General features: G+C 55.2%; 20 protein-coding genes and 1 pseudogene. 20 read left to right on the forward strand and 1 reads right to left on the reverse strand.

The window, feature by feature from the left end; translation table 11 throughout:
• The first annotated feature begins 24 nt into the window (after window positions 1–24).
• The 11 genes from ACIQ20_RS07645 (at window position 25) to ACIQ20_RS07695 (ending at window position 6,757) form a co-directional block, all read left to right on the forward strand.
• The gene (locus ACIQ20_RS07645; RefSeq protein WP_290805935.1) at window positions 25–453 is read left to right on the forward strand and encodes an NADH-quinone oxidoreductase subunit A; all 429 of its coding nucleotides are present in this window, start codon (window positions 25–27) and stop codon (window positions 451–453) included.
• On the forward strand, window positions 444–1,010 hold the full coding sequence (locus ACIQ20_RS07650; RefSeq protein ID WP_395779002.1) for a NuoB/complex I 20 kDa subunit family protein: 567 nt from the start codon (window positions 444–446) through the stop codon (window positions 1,008–1,010). Before ACIQ20_RS07645 ends, ACIQ20_RS07650 begins: the two co-directional genes overlap by 10 nt.
• Window positions 1,007–1,591 carry an NADH-quinone oxidoreductase subunit C gene (locus ACIQ20_RS07655; RefSeq protein WP_395779004.1) on the forward strand — a complete coding sequence of 195 codons (585 nt, stop codon included), beginning with the start codon at window positions 1,007–1,009 and terminating at the stop codon, window positions 1,589–1,591. Before ACIQ20_RS07650 ends, ACIQ20_RS07655 begins: the two co-directional genes overlap by 4 nt.
• 250 nt (window positions 1,592–1,841) lie before the next feature.
• Window positions 1,842–2,201 (forward strand): hypothetical protein, encoded by a 360-nt coding sequence (locus tag ACIQ20_RS07660; RefSeq protein ID WP_395779006.1) that lies wholly within the window; start codon window positions 1,842–1,844, stop codon window positions 2,199–2,201.
• Between the two features lie 76 nt (window positions 2,202–2,277).
• Complete coding sequence (locus ACIQ20_RS07665) at window positions 2,278–2,874, forward strand: GNAT family N-acetyltransferase (protein ID WP_395779008.1); 597 nt, start codon at window positions 2,278–2,280, stop codon at window positions 2,872–2,874.
• A 121-nt stretch (window positions 2,875–2,995) separates the two neighbouring features.
• Window positions 2,996–4,225, forward strand: coding sequence for an NADH-quinone oxidoreductase subunit D (locus ACIQ20_RS07670; protein ID WP_395779010.1), 1,230 nt, complete (start codon window positions 2,996–2,998; stop codon window positions 4,223–4,225).
• Window positions 4,226–4,227: 2 nt separating this feature from the next.
• Window positions 4,228–4,572 carry a hypothetical protein gene (locus tag ACIQ20_RS07675; RefSeq protein ID WP_395779012.1) on the forward strand — a complete coding sequence of 115 codons (345 nt, stop codon included), beginning with the start codon at window positions 4,228–4,230 and terminating at the stop codon, window positions 4,570–4,572.
• The gene (locus ACIQ20_RS07680) at window positions 4,569–5,246 is read left to right on the forward strand and encodes a nuclear transport factor 2 family protein (RefSeq protein WP_395779014.1); all 678 of its coding nucleotides are present in this window, start codon (window positions 4,569–4,571) and stop codon (window positions 5,244–5,246) included. The genes ACIQ20_RS07675 and ACIQ20_RS07680 overlap by 4 nt, the downstream gene beginning before the upstream one ends.
• Window positions 5,243–5,614 carry a hypothetical protein gene (locus ACIQ20_RS07685; RefSeq protein ID WP_395779016.1) on the forward strand — a complete coding sequence of 124 codons (372 nt, stop codon included), beginning with the start codon at window positions 5,243–5,245 and terminating at the stop codon, window positions 5,612–5,614. Before ACIQ20_RS07680 ends, ACIQ20_RS07685 begins: the two co-directional genes overlap by 4 nt.
• A 16-nt stretch (window positions 5,615–5,630) precedes the next feature.
• Window positions 5,631–6,290 (forward strand): NADH-quinone oxidoreductase subunit NuoE, encoded by a 660-nt coding sequence (nuoE, locus tag ACIQ20_RS07690; protein WP_395779018.1) that lies wholly within the window; start codon window positions 5,631–5,633, stop codon window positions 6,288–6,290.
• A gap of 26 nt (window positions 6,291–6,316) precedes the next feature.
• On the forward strand, window positions 6,317–6,757 hold the full coding sequence (locus tag ACIQ20_RS07695; protein WP_395779020.1) for a hypothetical protein: 441 nt from the start codon (window positions 6,317–6,319) through the stop codon (window positions 6,755–6,757).
• Here the strand turns inward: ACIQ20_RS07695 and ACIQ20_RS07700 are convergent.
• Window positions 6,722–8,161 carry a M48 family metalloprotease gene (locus tag ACIQ20_RS07700; RefSeq protein ID WP_395779022.1) on the reverse strand — a complete coding sequence of 480 codons (1,440 nt, stop codon included), beginning with the start codon at window positions 8,159–8,161 and terminating at the stop codon, window positions 6,722–6,724. The genes ACIQ20_RS07695 and ACIQ20_RS07700 overlap by 36 nt on opposite strands.
• 213 nt (window positions 8,162–8,374) lie before the next feature.
• Between ACIQ20_RS07700 and nuoF the strand changes: the two genes are divergently transcribed.
• From nuoF to ACIQ20_RS07745, 9 genes and pseudogenes are all read left to right on the forward strand, one after another.
• Window positions 8,375–9,679 carry an NADH-quinone oxidoreductase subunit NuoF gene (nuoF, locus tag ACIQ20_RS07705; protein WP_395779024.1) on the forward strand — a complete coding sequence of 435 codons (1,305 nt, stop codon included), beginning with the start codon at window positions 8,375–8,377 and terminating at the stop codon, window positions 9,677–9,679.
• 105 nt (window positions 9,680–9,784) lie between these two features.
• Complete coding sequence (locus tag ACIQ20_RS07710; protein ID WP_395779026.1) at window positions 9,785–10,396, forward strand: hypothetical protein; 612 nt, start codon at window positions 9,785–9,787, stop codon at window positions 10,394–10,396.
• A 299-nt stretch (window positions 10,397–10,695) separates the two neighbouring features.
• Entirely contained in the window at window positions 10,696–12,780 is a 2,085-nt protein-coding gene (gene nuoG / locus ACIQ20_RS07715) for an NADH-quinone oxidoreductase subunit NuoG (protein ID WP_395779028.1), read from the forward strand.
• A 78-nt stretch (window positions 12,781–12,858) separates the two neighbouring features.
• A complete protein-coding gene (gene nuoH, locus ACIQ20_RS07720; RefSeq protein ID WP_395779032.1) occupies window positions 12,859–13,878 on the forward strand; it encodes an NADH-quinone oxidoreductase subunit NuoH in 1,020 nt (339 codons plus the stop codon).
• Window positions 13,879–13,884: 6 nt separating this feature from the next.
• Window positions 13,885–14,055 (forward strand): hypothetical protein, encoded by a 171-nt coding sequence (locus tag ACIQ20_RS07725; protein WP_395779030.1) that lies wholly within the window; start codon window positions 13,885–13,887, stop codon window positions 14,053–14,055.
• Window positions 14,052–14,537, forward strand: coding sequence for an NADH-quinone oxidoreductase subunit NuoI (nuoI, locus tag ACIQ20_RS07730; protein WP_290804191.1), 486 nt, complete (start codon window positions 14,052–14,054; stop codon window positions 14,535–14,537). Before ACIQ20_RS07725 ends, nuoI begins: the two co-directional genes overlap by 4 nt.
• Before the next feature lie 76 nt (window positions 14,538–14,613).
• Window positions 14,614–15,231 carry an NADH-quinone oxidoreductase subunit J gene (locus ACIQ20_RS07735; protein WP_346383194.1) on the forward strand — a complete coding sequence of 206 codons (618 nt, stop codon included), beginning with the start codon at window positions 14,614–14,616 and terminating at the stop codon, window positions 15,229–15,231.
• A complete protein-coding gene (gene nuoK / locus ACIQ20_RS07740) occupies window positions 15,228–15,533 on the forward strand; it encodes an NADH-quinone oxidoreductase subunit NuoK (protein WP_290804187.1) in 306 nt (101 codons plus the stop codon). The genes ACIQ20_RS07735 and nuoK overlap by 4 nt, the downstream gene beginning before the upstream one ends.
• Before the next feature lie 3 nt (window positions 15,534–15,536).
• Window positions 15,537–15,847: pseudogene (locus ACIQ20_RS07745) on the forward strand (hypothetical protein); the annotation flags it as partial.

The raw sequence follows: 15,847 nt of genomic DNA on the forward strand, positions 1-15,847 counted from the left end.
AAGAGTCGTTTCAAGAGGGCACACATGGCCGACAGTGCAGTGTCAGCAGTCAACCAAGCCGGTTCGGGCGTTCAGCAGACCTTGGTCTCGAACGCTTTTCTGCTCGACTTTCTCCCCATCGTGATCTTTCTGGTGATCGCTGCAGGCCTTGGCTGCGCTTTCATGTTGGCTTCGTGGGTGTTGGCGCCTTCCAGCCCTGACCCAGAAAAAGTTTCGACCTATGAGTGCGGCTTTAATGCGTTTGACGATGCGCGCATGAAGTTTGACGTGAAATTCTATCTGGTTTCGATCCTCTTCATTCTGTTCGATCTCGAAATCGCCTTCCTGTTCCCGTGGGTACTGGCACTCGATGACATTGGACCCTTCGGCTATTGGTCGATGATGAGCTTCCTTGGCATCTTGTTGGTTGGCTTTATCTATGAGTGGAAGAAAGGTGCTTTGGAATGGAACTAAAGCTTCCCGCACGCGCGGGGGTAGTCCCTGCCACACTCGATAACATCGGCCCCGTTATTCCAAACGATCCCTATTTCTCAGGGCTGTCGGATGAATTGGCTGATAAGGGCTTTGTCGTTGCAGCCGCTGATGATCTGATCACCTGGGCGCGCACTGGCTCGCTGATGTGGATGACCTTTGGCCTTGCCTGTTGTGCCGTTGAGATGATGCAGGCCGCCATGCCGCGCTATGACATGGAGCGCTTTGGTTTTGCGCCACGCGCCAGCCCACGTCAGTCTGACGTGATGATTGTCGCAGGGACCTTGACCAACAAAATGGCCCCGGCTTTGCGCAAGGTCTATGACCAAATGCCAAACCCGCGATATGTGATCTCCATGGGCTCCTGCGCCAATGGCGGTGGCTATTACCACTATAGCTACGCGGTCGTGCGCGGCTGTGACCGTATCGTGCCCGTCGATATCTATGTGCCAGGCTGCCCGCCAACAGCGGAAGCTTTGATGTATGGCATTCTGCAATTGCAGAAGAAAATCCGTCGTGAAGGAACGATCGAACGATGAGCGCTTTGGCTGAGTTGCAAGAGCGTCTGACCTCGGCTCTGGGCGCATCTATCTTGTCCGCAACGCAGGCGACTGGTGAGCTGACGGTTGTTGTGCGCCGCGACGATAGCCTAGCCGTGCTGCAGCATTTACGCGACATCGAAAGCTTCTCGACGTTTGTTGATGTCTGCGGCGCTGACTATCCAGAACGCGCAGAGCGGTTTGAGGTCGTCTATCACCTCTTGTCGATGAGTAAGAATGCGCGCATCCGGGTGAAGGTCACAACCGACGAAGACACGCCCGTGGCTTCGGCTTTTGGGCTCTGGCCAGCTGCGGATTGGTTTGAGCGCGAAGCCTTCGATATGTATGGCATCCTCTTCTCCGGCCACCCAGACTTGCGCCGGATCCTTACTGATTATGGCTTCCATGGCCACCCACTGCGCAAGGACTTCCCGCTGACCGGCTACACCGAAGTGCGCTATGACGAAGCTCAAAAGCGGGTGATTTATGAGCCCGTCAAGCTTGTCCAAGAATACCGCAACTTCGACTTCTTGAGCCCTTGGGAAGGCATGCTCCCCGGGGATGAGAAGGCGGCCGAGTAGGGGGTTACCCCTTCACCGCCTTCGGCGGAGCTTCCCCGCAAGCGGGGAAGCGGCTGGCGGCGACAGTGAAGTCACGCAGCTTCCCCATTTATGGGGAAGCTGTCCCGAAGGGACTGAAGGGGTACGCCTATTCTCATCTGGACCCCCAAGTGGAAAACGGGTTCCAAATAGCCGCGCCATCAAAAACAGTTTGACCTCAAGTTGAATTTTTGCGACGCTCAAGCTTGAACTTTGCGCGTGAGAATTTTTGATGTCGCAGTCTTCCTTGGAAACTTGGTCCTTATGTTTTGTGATGATGTTCACAGTGCGTCTGCTTTTTACGCTTCATCGTAAGCGCGGAAGAGCTGCTATCTTAGGACAGGGAAAATTTTTCCTTTATTGCTCGCTTGACGCTTTGGTTGAAGCAACCACCCTTGCATTCATTGTATCCAGCCTTTTCTTCATGGATGAGAAAGACATCATGATCGGTGACTCTGATTTCAGTTTATTATTTTTTATTGTTGTTATCGGGGGCGTTATAGCGATCAACATGGCTTTAAGACGCTTCCCGTTCGTTCGGGGTGCCTTAGCCGAATTGGAACCAGACCCCTCGCAAACAAAGACGAAATAACTCTGCTTAGGTTTGTGGATGGACTCCGCCATACCATCCCCGTAACGCTGTCCCCAAAAACCGCTAATCCAGCCTCATGAATCCCGAACCCGTCTTCTCCCTCTCTGACGCCGACGTCTGGACCGCGACCGAGGCGGATCGCCCCGCTTTGGCAGCTTTTTGCCGCGATAATCCAGAATATGATCTGTTCTTGACGGGGGAAGTGCCGGATGAAGCCGAGTGGGTTGAGGATTTTATGACGGACCTGCCGCCCGCATCCTTCAATTGGACAAATACCCACAAGCTGATCGCACGCCGCCATCAAGACCCCAATACAATCGCCGCCATCCTGGATGTCACCGAAGACATGATCGCCAAGGGCGTCGGCCATATCGGGCTTTTTCAAGTTGCCACGGCCCTGCATGGCACTGGCTTGGCGCACGAATTGTATCAAGGCTTGGAAGACTGGCTGGCAAGCCGTGGCACGGATGTGTTGCGGCTAGGGGTCTTGGACGGCAATGCGCGCGGCATGGCTTTTTGGACCCGGCATGGCTTTTTAGAGACACGCCGTCGTCAAGGCACGGCACCAAATGGCAAAACCCACCTCAGCTATGTCATGTACAAGCCACTCAAACCGCTCACGCTTGAGGCCTACCGCCTGCGCGTGCCGCGCGATGATCCAAATAGCGTTTAGCAAGCAGTCTCCAGCCCTGAAAACCGCAGGCAAAACTATTGATCCTGTGGCCATCTTGGCCCACAAGGACACGATGAATCGGGTGCTTTGATAAGCGCGTGACTTGGTAGGATTTTGACCCATGGCAGACGGCACACAAACCCTAGAAACCAATCCTTCTGCCGATCTTTTGCCGGGCGAGACCGCCATGCGCAATTTCAACATCAATTTCGGGCCTCAGCACCCCGCTGCCCACGGCGTGTTGCGCCTGGTTCTGGAATTGGACGGCGAGATTGTTGAGCGGGTGGATCCCCATATTGGTCTTCTGCATCGCGGCACGGAAAAGCTGATCGAGTATAAGACCTATTTGCAAGCCATGCCTTATTTCGATCGGTTGGACTATGTGGCGCCGATGAACCAAGAGCATGCGTGGTGCTTGGCGATTGAGCGTTTGGCGGGGATTGAAGTACCCCGCCGCGCGCAATTCATCCGCGTTATTTTCTCGGAAATTGGCCGCATCCTGTCGCATATCTTGAACGTCACCACCCAAGCCATGGACGTGGGCGCACTGACCCCGCCGCTGTGGGGCTTTGAAGAGCGTGAGAAGCTGATGGGCTTTTATGAGCGGGCTTCAGGCTCGCGCATGCATGCGGCCTACTTCCGCCCAGGTGGGGTTCACCAAGACCTGCCGGATGCTTTAGTGCGCGATATTTATGACTGGTGTGACCCATTCTTGAAGCTCTGCGACGATATCGAGACCTTGTTGACCGATAACCGCATCTTCAAGCAACGCAATGTCGATATTGGTGTTGTCGATCAAAAGACCATTCTCGACTGGGGCTTCTCCGGCGTCATGGTGCGCGGTTCGGGCATTGCTTGGGACCTGCGCCGCAGTCAGCCCTATGAAGTCTATTCCGAGCTGAAGTTTAAGGTGCCAGTCGGCAAGAATGGCGATTGCTATGACCGCTATCTTTGCCGGATGGACGAAATGCGCGAAAGCGCCAGCATCATCAAGCAATGTATTGAGATGATGCCGAAGGGCCCGGTTCTGGCCGAAAACTCCAAAGTGACCCCACCGCGCCGCGCCGATATGAAGGGCTCAATGGAAGCCCTTATCCATCACTTTAAGCTTTACACCGAAGGCTTCCATGTGCCAGCTGGCGAAGTCTATGCCGCGGTGGAAGCGCCCAAAGGTGAGTTTGGCGTGTATCTGGTCGCCGATGGCACCAATAAGCCTTACCGCGCTAAAATCCGCGCCCCGGGCTTTGCCCATTTGGCGGCGATGAGCCATTTGAATAAAGGCCACATGCTGGCCGACGTGTCAGCCATCCTCGGCTCGCTCGACATCGTGTTTGGTGAGGTGGATCGCTAGCCATGGCGCAAGTTGAGCCAACTAAATCAAAATGGCTTGCGACGTTTGACGACCTGACAGCCTTGCCGAAGCCGCGGCAGGCTGTGTTTGTCTATTTGTTGCTGTCAGGTTTGGCGTTAGTGGCTGTTGGTGTACTCTTGTTTCCACTGCACAAACTTGCGCTGACCTATGTACCAGGTTTGGGGACTCAATGGGCTTTTGAGACGAGGTATGGCGGCTTATTTAGCGCCGATTTAGGCGCTATGATCTTGACGGTATGTGGCATCATGGCTTGGTCCCAAGTCCTACCATTTTTCAGTCGGATTGCTGTTTGGGTCGGTGGTGAAACAAAGGAAGTGCCGCAATGAGTTCGATTATCGACCAAAACTATGCCGCCTATGCTGCCAATGACCTAGAGGGCATTTTGGCGACATTAGCGGTTGATTACACCGTCTCGCCATTCGGCGGATTACCTTGGCTAACCAGCCGGGATGCAGCGCGTAAGCTCTATACGCGCCATTTGGTGGACTACCCGATGGACCGCACCGACGTGTTGGGCCGCATGGAATTGGCCAATGTCACGATCAAGCGGGAACATTCCGAGCCGGGCGAAGGCTCTAGGGCCCCGGCCGCCGATGTGATGATGATCTATACCGTGCGCGATGGCTTGATCGCCCGGTGTGAATCCATTTCTCGGCAGGGCGATGAGACAGCAGCGCTGGCCGTCGTGGCTAAGCAGCTGGAAGCCTATAATGTGCAAGACTTAGACGCCCATGTGGCGTGCTTTGCTGATGATGTGGTGATCGCAGACCTCAATGGTGCAGAAAACCTGCACGGCATCGCCGATTATCGCGCCCGTTATCAAGGTGTGTTCGCGCAATATCCGCAAAACCACGCCGAGATTGTGAACCGTTTGGCCTGCGGCAATGTCGTGGTTGATCATGAGCGCGTGCGCCGCAGCCCTGACAGTGAGCCGTTTGAAGTGCTGGCGATTTACACCATCAAGGATGGCAAAATCGCGCGCGTGGACTTTGTGAAATGAGCGAACTGTCAATTCTGGCATGGCCGGCGCTGATTTGTTTGGCGTTTATTTTTTTGGTTTGGGTGACTTATATCAAACCAAATCCAAAAGTTGTGGCGCAAATGCCAGGTGGCCTTGCAAGGTATCGGTTGGCAATTTCAACTTTGACGATGGCACTGCTTTGGCCTCATGTTGGTAAATTGTTGCTGGCCCTACTTGGCCTTGTTTTGCCCAACTATGCGATATTTGTTGTGCTAGGCCTTAGCCTGATCTCGTGGTTTGCCTTAAAGCGCTGGAGCCCACTGGGACCCTTATGGGCTGACCTAGACCACGCACATTATGAAGTTGGTCGTATCCAAAGACTTACAGCCTACAATTCCAGACGATAAAGAGAGTTCTTCACCCATGGCCACACGTCGCCTCGCGCCCCCCGAAGTTCAGCCCAAGTCGTTTGACTGGTCGGCCGATAGTTCTGCCAAGGTCGCTTTTTGGATGGGAAAATATCCAGAAGCCCGCAAGCAATCGGCTGTCATTCCACTTCTGTGGTTGGCGCAAAAACAAGAAGGCTGGGTGAGTGAGCCTGCGCTTCGTAAGATCGCGCTTGACCTCGCCATGGCCTATATCCGCGTCTATGAAGTCGCGACCTTCTACACGATGTTCCACTTGGCCCCCGTCGGGAAGCACCATTTGCAAGTCTGCGGCACGACGCCCTGCATGTTGCGCGGCTCTGGCGATTTGATCGAAGTGTGTAAGAAGCGCATCGGCAATCACCACCATGTCACACCCGATGGCTTATTCTCGTGGGAAGAAATGGAATGTATGGGCGCGTGTGCCAATGCGCCCATCGTTGCGATCCATGATTATTATCATGAAGATCTGACTGCTGAGAGCTTCAGCGCCATCATCGACGATCTGGCCGCTGGCAAGGACGTGACACCAGGTTCTGCCATTGGTCGTTTGACCAGTGCGCCAGATGGTGGCCCCAATGTCTTGAACGACGAAACCTTGTTTGACGGCAGCCTCGCCAAAAAGATCAAACTGCCAAACTTGCCCGAGAAGGCCTAAGGCAGCGCCTTGGCCCGGGCGTAGAGATGAATATCGGTCGTAAACCTCCCCATCTGCGCCCGCAGGATGATCCAAATCGCGTTTGTATCCCCATCACCAGTGATGCGGCCTTTTGGGCATCCATGATGCTGTCGTGGGTGGCCCAATCCCTCGACCATTTGCTCGACGTCGACCAGTGGGCGGTGAATTTGACGGCAGTGGCTGGGATCGCCCTCGTCGGTATTGCGATTTTCAAGGGGCTGGAACGGCCCTTGCCGACGGGTATGCGTCTGCCCCGAACACAGGCTTGGATCATGCTGGCCGTGATGGTCGCGGTGACCGGGGCTTGGGCTTGGTTTGGCCTGATCTACACCCGCGATTTGCCGGCACGCTTGGTTTACGGCGTTTGCGCCAGCCTGACGGCATGGAGCGGCTTTGTCATCTATCGCGCTTTAACGGCTGGCCCCGCTAAACCGGACGATCTTTAGAAGCTCACCGGGCTTTAACGGCCGCTCCGCACTCATGCCATTGATCATCAAGAAGCGCTCCGTCTTGAAGTCTGGATAGGCCATGCGGGCTGAAAGGCTCGCCACCGTGTCACCTGCGCGAACCGTCACAATCTCAAGCTCACGCGGGCGGAGGGCTGCGATTTCGGTGGCCGACATTTCTTTGAAGGTCTGCGTGATCGGGAAGGTGGGCGACAGACCGTCTGCGGGGCTCATCATGACGAAGTGATACGCTTGCCCATTTAGATTGTAAGCAATCACACCGACATCAACGCGGCTAGAGCGAGTTTGCGCACGTGCCAGCAGGGTGATGGTGGGCATGCCATTGGTGGTGCCCGGTGTCGCAGGGCCCAAAGTAGCCGGCGTCTGGCCCAATGTTTCGCGCACTTTGGCGATGGCATAGGCATCGAGCGTGCCCGTCAGCGGGACACCGCCACCAAAGCGACCTTTGAGGCTGTTTGGTCCTTCAATTTCAACAGCTTCAGTGGTGTTGTTAAGAGAAAAACCCTGCGGAACTTCAAAGGTGATCTTCATGCTGGGATGAGAAAAACGCCGTCCATCGACAAAGCCCTGCTCTGGGTCATCGCCTACGCGCATCCCTGAAAGTGCAGTCAGATAGGGGCGGACCTGTTCTGGCGGTACGTCGCGGCTAGCTTTAGCTGCTTGGGCGGCATTGGCGGTGCGCGCCACACGTTCGGCCGTAATTGGGTGGCTTCGCGCCCAAGTTGGCACATCGCGCGATTGGCGATTTTTCACTTTGGCGTCTAGGGCTTCTTGTGCCGCCAAGGCGGCCAACATGTCGGATGCGGCATAGAGATTATAGCCATTGGACTGCAGATAACGCACGCCATAATCGTCGGATTCGTTTTCCTGTTTGCGCGAATAGCTGAGCGTATAGACCTGCGCCAATTGCCCGGCGGTCTGCATGATTTCTTCGGATTTGGTGGCAATGCCGAGCGCAATAGCGCCCAAGGTCGAGAGCGTGGAGGCTTGGGTCCGCTTCAACGAATGCTTGCCGACAATATGGCCGACCTCATGGCCCAAAACTGAGGCGAGCTCGTCCTCAGAATTCATAATCGTCATCAAGCCGCGCGTGATATAGATATAGCATCCCGGTACCGCAAAGGCGTTGACGACGTCGGAATTGATGACGGTAAAGGTGCATTGGTCCTTCAGTCCTGCGGCAGTAGCAACCTTTGCCCCCACAGTTGAGACATAGGTCGCGATCGGGCCGGTGATGGCGCCGCCAAATTGTGCGACGAGCTGAGGGTGCTGTTTGATCGCTTGCGCGCGCTCATTCGGCTTGATGATTTGAGCGACTGCGGGTGTGGCAACTTGCGCGGCCAAGACTGCCAAAGCCCCATATAGAACCCAATTCTTGCGCATTACACATCTCCAAAACAGAGACTCATGATGGCGGCGTTGGCTTGATCTGACTATTCAAATTCGCAGGTTGCTTTTGCCATGTTTGGATGACTCAGCAGTAGGTTCCTTCCTGCAGTCCGTATGCGCGTCAGGCTGCAAATGTCGTTGGCAGGCTGGGTGAAGCCCTATAGAAGCCTAGTGACGAACTATCACGCCTAGCTGATCGAGTGTTCTATGATTACCGATAAAGACCGTATCTTCCTGAACCTCTATGGCCGCCATGATTGGCGCTTGGAAGGGGCTAAACAGCGTGGCGCGTGGAATGCCACTAAAGATATGATCGATGCAGGGCGCGATTGGATCATTCAGCAGGTGAAGGATTCGGGGCTGCGTGGCCGGGGTGGCGCTGGCTTCCCGACGGGTCTCAAATGGTCCTTCATGCCGAAAGAGGTCAAAGACCGGCCGCATTATCTGGTCGTCAATGCTGATGAGTCAGAGCCTGGGACCTGTAAAGACCGCGATATGATGCGCCACGATCCGCATTTGCTGATCGAAGGCTGCTTGATCGCCTCTTTCGCGATGCAAGCCCATGCTGCCTACATTTATATCCGTGGTGAGTATGTGCTGGAGCGTGAACATCTCGAAGCAGCCATCAAAGAAGCTTATGAAGCCAAGCTGATCGGCAAGAACAACATTCACGGCTGGGACTTTGATCTCTATGTCCATCATGGGGCAGGGGCCTATATCTGCGGCGAGGAAACCGCCCTCTTGGAAAGCTTGGAAGGCAAAAAGGGCCAACCTCGCCTGAAGCCGCCTTTCCCAGCGAATGCCGGTCTCTACGGCTGCCCAACCACCGTCAATAATGTCGAATCAATCGCTGTAGTGCCAACCATCCTGCGTCGTGGTGCGCAGTGGTTTGCGGGCTTTGGCCGTCCAAACAATACCGGCACGAAAGTCTTCTGCGTCTCGGGCCATGTGAACAAGCCCTGCAATGTTGAAGACGCGATGTCGATCCCGTTGAAATATCTGCTGGAACAGCATTGTGGCGGCGTGCGTGGCGGTTGGTCGAACCTAAAGGCCGTCATCCCCGGCGGCTCGTCGGTCCGCATGATCACTCAAGAAATGGCTGAAGATGCGCTGATGGACTTTGACAGCCTGTCGGCCTTGAAGTCGGGCCTTGGCACCGCTGGCGTGATCGTGATGGATAAGTCGACCGACCTCATCAAAGCCATCGCGCGGCTGGCCTATTTCTATAAGCATGAAAGCTGTGGCCAATGTACACCGTGCCGCGAAGGCACTGGCTGGATGTGGCGCGTGTTGGAGCGCATGGCCGTCGGCCAAGCCGAACACCGCGAGATTGACCTCTTGCTCGAAGTCGCTGGCCAAGTTGAAGGCCACACAATTTGCGCTCTGGGCGATGCGGCCGCTTGGCCCGTCCAAGGCCTCATCTGGCGCTTCCGTGGCGAGATTGAAGAGCGTATCGACCGTTATCGCTTGGGCAAACCCCATGTGATGGGGGCGGCCATCGCTGCGGAGTAGGCGGTTTAGATTCCCAACAAAATCGCATAGCTCACACGTCAATTTCATCGTTTGACGAATAGCTAAGCACGTGCCCAAATGCTGACCTTAGGTGAGGGTTTGCGCATGGCGTTTGGGTTGTTCAGTCGTGGCTGGCGGTGGGCAAGATTGGTCTTGGCGTTTAGCGCTTTGGTACTTGCGGCGGCGTGTACATTACTGGTTGGGCCATATCCCTCCGTGCGCGATTGGCCGTTTGGTCCGGAGGTGAATGAGGTTACCTTGGAGCTTCAGCCGATCGAATCAATGTTTCCCCCACCACAAACAATTCGTTTGTCGCGCACCATGGATGGCATCCAGTTTTATGCGTCGTCACTTAGCGAAGGCCCCTTAAATGGCCGACTTGCGATGAAATATTTGGGCTCGAATTCGCTGGGTCGGGTCTATGGTTATGCGATCCCGAAAACAGACCTCCCCGATAACACGGAGGGGCGCAAAACCAAGTCTGAACTTCGCAGGTTTCGAAGCGAAGCGGCTTCAGCATTTTATGGTTTGATCCTGATCAAAGCATCTCTGAGTGAAGAACCGAGTCGAGAACTGGCGCTTCGGCTGCCAGCATGTGATGAGACCTCGGCAGAGGACTGTACCTTTGACACCTCCGCCGCCGTCTGGGCGCTGTTGGCCGCGAAGGTTCCCGAGATGACGTTTAAGGATATGCCAATTTACGACATTCGGCATTAGGGTTTTTGATGCGAGATCAGAGCGTCTCCACCACGGGAAATACCCTACCATTCCACGTATCACGCACCAGATCGACGCGTTCGATGTCCCTATGATAGGCAAGGCAATCGCTAGCAAAATCAACTTCTACCCGGATACCGGTGGATCGTTTTGGCGTTCGTTTATGAGCTTGCTGTATCTGGCTGGATTTTTGCTGGTTTTGGGGTGAGTTTGGCGGTGGCAATTTGGGTCGTAGCGTCGTATCTCGGCGAACAGCGGGTCAGCTTGGCTGAGTCTGTTTCAAACGATGGGGCGAGAAGATGACGAAAATCGTCGTCGATGGAACCGAAGTAGATGTGCCTGGCGATTACACGCTGTTACAAGCGTGCGAAGCTGCCGGCGCAGAGATTCCGCGGTTTTGTTATCATGAGCGTTTAAGTGTGGCTGGCAATTGCCGCATGTGCCTGGTGGAAGTCAAAGGTGCGCCTAAACCTGTGGCGTCTTGCGCCCAGCAGGTAAAGGATCAACGCCCCGGCCCGAATGGTGAGCCGCCCGTCGTCGTCACCAAGTCTTCAAAGGTGAAGGCCGCACGCGAAGGCGTGATGGAATTCCTGCTGATCAATCACCCACTGGATTGCCCGATTTGCGACCAAGGCGGGGAATGTGACCTACAAGATCAGGCAGTGGCCTTTGGCCGCGCTGGTTCGCGCTATGACGAGAATAAGCGCGCGGTTGAAGAAAAGAATATGGGCCCCTTGGTCAAAACGGTGATGACGCGCTGCATCCAATGCACACGCTGTGTCCGCTTTGCGACCGAAGTGGCTGGCGTGTCAGAGCTTGGGGCCATTGGCCGCGGCGAAGATATGGAAATCACCACCTATCTCGAGCAATCCTTGACGAGTGAGCTCTCGGCCAATGTGGTTGATCTCTGCCCCGTCGGTGCGCTCACCTCCAAACCCTATGCGTTTAACGCCCGTCCGTGGGAATTGAAGAAGACCGAAACTGTCGACGTGATGGATGCGGTCGGCTCCAACATTCGCGTCGATGCCCGCGGCAATGACGTGTTGCGTGTGTTGCCGCGCCTCAATGAAGAGATCAACGAGGAATGGTTGTCGGATAAGTCGCGCCATGCAGTCGATGGCTTGCGCCGTCAGCGCCTCGATAAGCCCTATCTCAAGACCAATGGCAAATTGGCCCCTGTCAGCTGGCCACAAGCACTTGAAGCTTTTGCGGCGCGCCTAAAAGGTGATGCTACTAAAATTGGCGCGATTGCTGGTGATTTGAGCGATGCTGAAGGCCTCAAGGCCGCTTTGGACCTGTTACGTGGCCTAGGCGTCACCAATACCGATTGCCGCCAAGATGGCGCGGCCATTGGCATGTCCGGCCAGCGCGGCGAATATTTGTTCAACACCACCATCATGGGCATTGAAGATGCCGATGCCTTATTGATCATCGGCTCTAATTTGCGTCTGGAAGCCCCGTTGATCAATGCCCGCGTTCGCAAGACGTGGCTGCGCGGCACGTTGGATCTGATCGGTGTTGTTGGTGAGGCGACCGACCTTACCTATGCTTATGAGCATGTTGGGGCAGGCCCAAAGACTTTGGCGGATTTGGCCAAGGGCAAGGGCGACTTCTTCAAGCGCTTTGCTAAGGCAGAGCGGCCGATGGTCATCATTGGTATGGACGCGCTCGCGCGTCCAGATGGCGCGCAGGTCCTGAAGCTTGCCGCTGAAATTGGCATGAAGGCCAAGATCGTGCGGGAAGGCTGGAATGGCTGGAATGTCGTCCATCAAGCCGCTGGCCGCGTTGGGGCGCTAGACTTAGGTTTCTTGCCGGGTGACCAAGGCCTCCCAACCGCGCAGATGCTGCAAGTCGGCGCGCTAGATACGTTGATCCTGTTGGGTGCAGACGAAGTCAAAGCCCCAGCCGGGACCTTTGTCGTCTATGTCGGCAGCCATGGCGATGCGGGCGCGCAACAGGCAGATTTGATCCTGCCAGCAGCCGCCTATACCGAGAAGAACGCCACCTATGTGAACACCGAAGGCCGGGTGCAACAGGCACGCCGGGCTGTTTTCCCCAAGGGTGATGCTCGTGAAGACTGGGCGATTTTCCGCGCGGTCTCCGCTCTGGTTGGCAAGACCTTGCCTTATGACAATCTCGAAGCCCTTCGCGCCAAACTGATGGCCGATAGCCCGAGCTTTGCTGGTCTTGACTATGCGCCAGGTGCCAGTACGCCTCTAGAACTCAAGCTTTTGGGCGTGGCGGGTGACGTGGATGCTGCGCCGTTTACCAGCGCAATCACCGACTTTTATCTCACCAATCCGATTGCCCGCTCCAGCCAAATCATGGCGGAATGCTCGGCAGCGAAGAAAGCAGCCACAATGGCTGCGATAGCAGCGGAGTAGGGGCCCATGCAGGATCTCGTTCGCGATTGGGGCCCATTATGGGGCGTGATTGGTGGGGCAGGCCAGATCTTGGCGATCATGGTCATGCTGCTATTGACCTTGGCGTTTATCCTATTGTTCGACCGCAAGGTCTGGGCGGCCGTGATGATGCGCAAAGGGCCAAACGTGGTTGGCCCCTTCGGCCTGTTGCAGAGCTTTGCTGACTTCTTGAAATTTGTTGTCAAGGAAATCGTCATCCCTGCTGGCGCGAATAAGACGGTCTTTATTCTAGCGCCTCTGATCACTATTACCTTGGCTTTTGTCGCCTATGCCGTTGTGCCCTTTGCGCCGGGCTGGGTGATTTCCGACATGAATGTCGGGATTTTGTATTTGCTCGCGATGTCGTCCTTGGGTGTTTATGGCATCATCATGGGTGGCTGGGCGTCGAACTCCAAATACCCATTCTTGGGCTCGCTACGCTCTGCCGCGCAAATGGTATCGTACGAAGTCTCCATCGGCTTTGTGTTGATCACCGTGCTTCTGGTGGTCGGCAGCCTGAATTTGACCGACATTGTTGACAATCAAAAGGCTGGCATTTGGGATTGGCACGCCTTTTCCTTCATCGGCGCATTGGTGAATCCTCAAGAGGGCGCGGGCGTTGTTGGCACCGTGTATGGCTTCATCGTCGGCCTTGTGATGTTCATGATGTTGGGCATTTTCTTTGTTTCAGCTTTGGCAGAGACCAATCGCCCACCGTTTGATTTGCCTGAAGCCGAATCTGAACTCGTGGCGGGCTATCAAGTCGAGTATAGCTCCACGCCATATTTGCTATTCATGATCGGCGAGTATCTCGCCATCGTGCTGATGTGCGCCATGATCTCCATCCTGTTCTTGGGCGGCTGGAACGCACCTTGGGGCCCGATTGAGAACCCATGGGTTGGCTTCTTGATCCTCTATATCAAGATTTGGCTGGTCTTCTTCATGTTCGCCATGGTGAAGGCGATTGTGCCCCGTTATCGCTATGACCAGCTGATGCGCATTGGTTGGAAAATCTTTTTGCCCACGACCTTGGTCGCCGTGGCAGTGGTAGGCGGCTATGTCGCTTACTTCGGGAGGTAGACCGCGATGTCTTCGTTCGGGCTTGAGTTTTTCTTCTTCGCCTTTTGGGCGATCCTGATCGTCGTCGTCTTTGTGGTGGCTGTAATTATCTTATTGGACTTTTCTACGCTCTTGAAGCTTAAAATCAAGCAGAACCAAGTGAAGTTGAATGCGATGATCAAGGATCAAAAATCATGAGCATAGCCCAAGCTCTAAAAGGCGCTTTGATGCTCGACTTTGCAGGCGCGTTTGGCCTTGCGATGAAGAAATTCTTCGAGCCGAAGTTCACCATCAACTACCCGTTTGAAAAGGGCCATATCAGCCCGCGTTTCCGGGGCGAGCATGCGCTGCGCCGCTATGCCAATGGCGAAGAGCGCTGCATTGCCTGTAAATTGTGCGAAGCTATCTGCCCCGCGCAAGCCATCACGATTGAGGCAGAGCCGCGCGATGATGGCTCACGCCGCACCACGCGCTATGACATTGACATGACCAAATGCATCTATTGCGGCTTCTGCCAAGAAGCCTGCCCGGTGGATGCCATTGTGGAAGGTCCGAACTTTGAGTTTGCCACCGAGACGCGGGAAGAATTGTTCTATGACAAGGACAAGCTTCTGGCCAATGGCGACCGGTGGGAACGCGAAATCGCGAAGAATCTAGAGTTGGATGCGGCTTATCGTTAAGCCGCAGTCTGGGTACGTTTAACAAAGCGCGCGCCTGTTACACAAAGCACAGGGCGCAGAGGGGAAGAGAGTAGCGATGATTGCGGTCGCCGCCTTTTACATCTTGAGTGCGATTGCGATTGCCTCGGCCTTTATGGTCGTGGTGGCCCGCAACCCTGTGCACTCCGTCTTGTTTCTGATCCTGACCTTCTTCACCTCAGCCGGCCTGTTCGTGTTGTTGGGGGCAGAATTCCTCGCCATGCTTTTGATCGTCGTTTATGTCGGCGCGGTCGCTGTTCTCTTCCTATTCGTGGTGATGATGCTCGACATCGACTTTGCAGAGTTGAAAGCAGGCTTCTTCACCTATCTGCCGTTTGGCGGTCTGATTGCTTTGATTTTGTTCGGCCAGTTCGTGATGGTCGGTGGGGCGTGGATTGAAAAGTCCGTCTCAGCCGAAGCCATCGCCGCACCAACGCCCGCCGCAGCGGCTGTTTCGAACGCAGAAGCCATCGGTCGCATCCTCTACACCGATTACATCTTCTTGTTCCAATCCGCTGGTATCATTCTGTTTATTGCCATGGTGGGGGCGATTGCCCTCACGCTGCGGCACCGCGACGGCATCCGCCGCCAGAATGTCACCGCACAAGTTGGCCGCACCCGTGCGGACGGCGTTGAAATGACTGACCCGAAGCCGGGCGAAGGAGTGGTACTTTGATCGGCCTTTCTCATTATCTGGCGGTTGCTGCCGCTTTGTTCACCATTGGCGTGTTCGGCATCTTCGTGAACCGCAAGAATGTCATCGTCATTTTGATGTCGATTGAACTCATTCTTCTGGCAGTAAACATCAATCTGGTCGCTTTCTCGTCCTTCTTGGGCGATTTGGTCGGACAGGTTTTTGCGATGTTCGTGCTGACCGTTGCTGCCGCTGAGGCGGCCGTCGGTCTTGCCATTCTGGTCGTCTATTTCCGAAACCGCGGCAATATCGCGGTTGAAGATCTCAATCTGATGAAGGGCTAACGCGTGTCTGCTGATCCTCACGCCACGACTGGCCTCGCTGAAACGCTCGCGACGATCGTTGTGTTCGCGCCGCTTTTGGGTGCCATCATCTGCGGGCTCTTCAACCGTTTCATTGGCGAGAAAGTGGCGATGTTTGTTGCCACGGCTTTGCTATTCGTTGCTGCAGCCTGTGCCGGAACCATCTTCATCGGCCATTGGCAGCACAGCCTACATCTGCCCGCTGAGCCCATTCGCATCGCGACTTGGATCGATGTTGGCGACCTCAAGAGCACCTGGTCGATCCGATTGGATGCCATTAGTGCCGTTATGATGAT

Origin of the sequence: Aquidulcibacter sp., from assembly GCF_044346625.1 — a bacterium.
Lineage (GTDB): Bacteria > Pseudomonadota > Alphaproteobacteria > Caulobacterales > Aquidulcibacteraceae > Aquidulcibacter.

Excerpts from the sequence above, each read along its gene's own strand:
- ACIQ20_RS07725 (WP_395779030.1), top strand. The coding sequence starts at position 13,885 with ATGTCTTCGTTCGGGCTTGAGTTTTTCTTCTTCGCCTTTTGGGCGATC.
- ACIQ20_RS07680 (WP_395779014.1), top strand. The coding sequence starts at position 4,569 with ATGAGTTCGATTATCGACCAAAACTATGCCGCCTATGCTGCCAATGAC.
- nuoE (WP_395779018.1), top strand. The coding sequence starts at position 5,631 with ATGGCCACACGTCGCCTCGCGCCCCCCGAAGTTCAGCCCAAGTCGTTT.
- ACIQ20_RS07655 (WP_395779004.1), top strand. The coding sequence starts at position 1,007 with ATGAGCGCTTTGGCTGAGTTGCAAGAGCGTCTGACCTCGGCTCTGGGC.
- ACIQ20_RS07675 (WP_395779012.1), top strand. The coding sequence starts at position 4,228 with ATGGCGCAAGTTGAGCCAACTAAATCAAAATGGCTTGCGACGTTTGAC.
- ACIQ20_RS07685 (WP_395779016.1), top strand. The coding sequence starts at position 5,243 with ATGAGCGAACTGTCAATTCTGGCATGGCCGGCGCTGATTTGTTTGGCG.
- ACIQ20_RS07665 (WP_395779008.1), top strand. The coding sequence starts at position 2,278 with ATGAATCCCGAACCCGTCTTCTCCCTCTCTGACGCCGACGTCTGGACC.
- ACIQ20_RS07735 (WP_346383194.1), top strand. The coding sequence starts at position 14,614 with ATGATTGCGGTCGCCGCCTTTTACATCTTGAGTGCGATTGCGATTGCC.
- ACIQ20_RS07710 (WP_395779026.1), top strand. The coding sequence starts at position 9,785 with ATGGCGTTTGGGTTGTTCAGTCGTGGCTGGCGGTGGGCAAGATTGGTC.
- ACIQ20_RS07650 (WP_395779002.1), top strand. The coding sequence starts at position 444 with ATGGAACTAAAGCTTCCCGCACGCGCGGGGGTAGTCCCTGCCACACTC.
- ACIQ20_RS07700 (WP_395779022.1), bottom strand. The coding sequence starts at position 8,161 with ATGCGCAAGAATTGGGTTCTATATGGGGCTTTGGCAGTCTTGGCCGCG.
- ACIQ20_RS07660 (WP_395779006.1), top strand. The coding sequence starts at position 1,842 with ATGTCGCAGTCTTCCTTGGAAACTTGGTCCTTATGTTTTGTGATGATG.
- nuoF (WP_395779024.1), top strand. The coding sequence starts at position 8,375 with ATGATTACCGATAAAGACCGTATCTTCCTGAACCTCTATGGCCGCCAT.
- nuoG (WP_395779028.1), top strand. The coding sequence starts at position 10,696 with ATGACGAAAATCGTCGTCGATGGAACCGAAGTAGATGTGCCTGGCGAT.
- nuoH (WP_395779032.1), top strand. The coding sequence starts at position 12,859 with ATGGTCATGCTGCTATTGACCTTGGCGTTTATCCTATTGTTCGACCGC.
- ACIQ20_RS07695 (WP_395779020.1), top strand. The coding sequence starts at position 6,317 with ATGAATATCGGTCGTAAACCTCCCCATCTGCGCCCGCAGGATGATCCA.
- nuoI (WP_290804191.1), top strand. The coding sequence starts at position 14,052 with ATGAGCATAGCCCAAGCTCTAAAAGGCGCTTTGATGCTCGACTTTGCA.
- ACIQ20_RS07670 (WP_395779010.1), top strand. The coding sequence starts at position 2,996 with ATGGCAGACGGCACACAAACCCTAGAAACCAATCCTTCTGCCGATCTT.
- ACIQ20_RS07645 (WP_290805935.1), top strand. The coding sequence starts at position 25 with ATGGCCGACAGTGCAGTGTCAGCAGTCAACCAAGCCGGTTCGGGCGTT.